Origin of the sequence: uncultured Campylobacter sp. (assembly GCF_938045595.1) — a bacterium.
Classification (GTDB): Bacteria; Campylobacterota; Campylobacteria; order Campylobacterales; family Campylobacteraceae; genus Campylobacter_B.
Genome location: NZ_CALIBB010000033.1, coordinates 1 through 1,790, shown reverse-complemented (window position 1 = coordinate 1,790; position 1,790 = coordinate 1). Strand labels below are relative to the sequence as shown.

Genomic DNA, 1,790 nt, shown 5'->3' with positions numbered 1-1,790 from the left:
ATTGAGCCTGAACTAAAACCTATCGAGCCAAAACTTGAAGAGGTTAAACAGGGACCTTCAAATATCGAATCTGAAGCGGTAACGCCGGTAGTAGAACCGGCAGCTCAAAATATTCCTGCCGAAGAGCCCGAGATTGAGCCTGTTAGCGTAAAAGTTGAACCGGTAGTGATCCCGCAGCCCGAGGAAGAGGAGATGGTCGAGGTGCCCGTTACCGTGTACGAAGACGAGCAACAGGAAGAAACCATTATGGTCGAAGAGGATGTCGAAGTCGAAGAAGAGGTTGAAGTGCCGGTAGAGCGAAATCCTGCCGATGAAAATGTACCTTTGGTCAATAGAAAATATAACGCCAAAATCCTTATTGCGGAGGATAATGAGATCAATCAAAAGCTTATGAAGCATACGTTAAATAGCTTTAATATGAATTTGACGATAGTCGAAAACGGACTTTTGGCGCTGGAAGCCAGAAAAGCCAATAACGACTATGATCTCATATTTATGGATATTTCGATGCCTGTTATGGACGGTATCGAATCTACAAAGCAGATCAAGCAATACGAGCACGAGAATAATCTCCGCCACATCCCGATCGTGGCTGTTACTGCCAATGCGCTAAAGGGCGATAGAGAGAAATTTATGGCAGCGGGGCTTGACGAATACTGCACCAAGCCGATCAAAAAGGATATCTTAGCCCAAATGCTAGATAATTTTATCGGCGATAAACGATCCGATGCAGCGCCCGCCGGTGGAACTACAAAGAAGCTGGTTAAAAAGCTTGTAAAACGCCAGGTACCTAAGACGGTCATTAAAACTGTCAAAGTGCCAAAGACGGTAATGAAGCTAGTTCCTAAAAAAAGTATAGTTTCTGATGACGTAGTAAAAGCTAAAGGTGCGCGCGTGCCGACAAAAGATATACTTATATGTAAGGCAAACATTATGGAAAGTAAAATTTTTGCCAGCATATTAAAACACCAGTATAAAGACGTAGAAATTGCGGGCAATTTCGACCAGCTTATTTCTATGGCGGCTACGGGCAGCTATAAGCTTGTTTTGATTGATAAAAAGCTAGCAGGGCTAGACTTAGCGGCGTTAGAGAGCTTGCGCCGAAAAGCATCTGCGACCAAGCTAGTTCTGTTTTCTAACGACAACGATGAAAATCCACTATTTAGCGAAGTCGCTAGTTACAATATTACCAAGTCGGGTCTTGAGAAACTCGCACAAAAATATATATAAGGATGAGGTCTTAAATGAGAGATTTGAAAGTTTTAACGGTTGATGACGACGCTATAAATTTAAAGCTACTTGAAGTTATGCTAAAAAAATACGGCAAATTTCAAACTATACTCCAAGCCAAAAACGGCTTGGACGCCCTTGCCGTACTCGAAGTTCAGCCTGTTGATTTGATATTACTAGATATAGTAATGCCTGTGATGAATGGGCTGGAATTTTTAGATAATCTTCACGCTAGAGAAAGCATAGCTCATATCCCCGTCATCGTCCTTACGACGGACGAGACCGCTAAACGAGAGGCTTTAAATAAGGGTGCTTATGACTTTATGACAAAGCCCATCAACGACAAAGATCTTCACAAAAAACTAGACGACGTTATGAATATTATCGGCGATTAAATTGCCGATTTTGTCCTCGTAGCTCAGTAGGATAGAGCGCAAAATTCCTAATTTTGAGGCCACAGGTTCGAATCCTGTCGGGGACACCATCTATCAAATTTCCCCCCTAATTTTAGTTTTTTGATTTTTTTAAAAGCCCTGTTTTACGGCTTTTTCAAATTTTTT

At 41.9% G+C, this 1,790-nt stretch carries 2 protein-coding genes and 1 tRNA gene; all 3 read left to right on the top strand.

Annotated features, from left to right (window positions below):
* On the top strand, positions 1-1,230 hold a 1,230-nt coding region (locus Q0340_RS01455; protein WP_298081861.1), incomplete at its 5' end, for a response regulator.
* A gap of 14 nt (positions 1,231-1,244) precedes the next feature.
* Positions 1,245-1,625, top strand: coding sequence for a response regulator (locus Q0340_RS01450; RefSeq protein WP_005869488.1), 381 nt, complete (start codon positions 1,245-1,247; stop codon positions 1,623-1,625).
* Between the two features lie 12 nt (positions 1,626-1,637).
* Positions 1,638-1,714, top strand: a tRNA-Arg gene (locus tag Q0340_RS01445).
* The last annotated feature ends 76 nt before the right edge of the window (positions 1,715-1,790 follow it).

Coding starts and splice junctions, on each gene's coding strand:
- Q0340_RS01450 (WP_005869488.1), top strand. CDS start 1,245: ATGAGAGATTTGAAAGTTTTAACGGTTGATGACGACGCTATAAATTTA.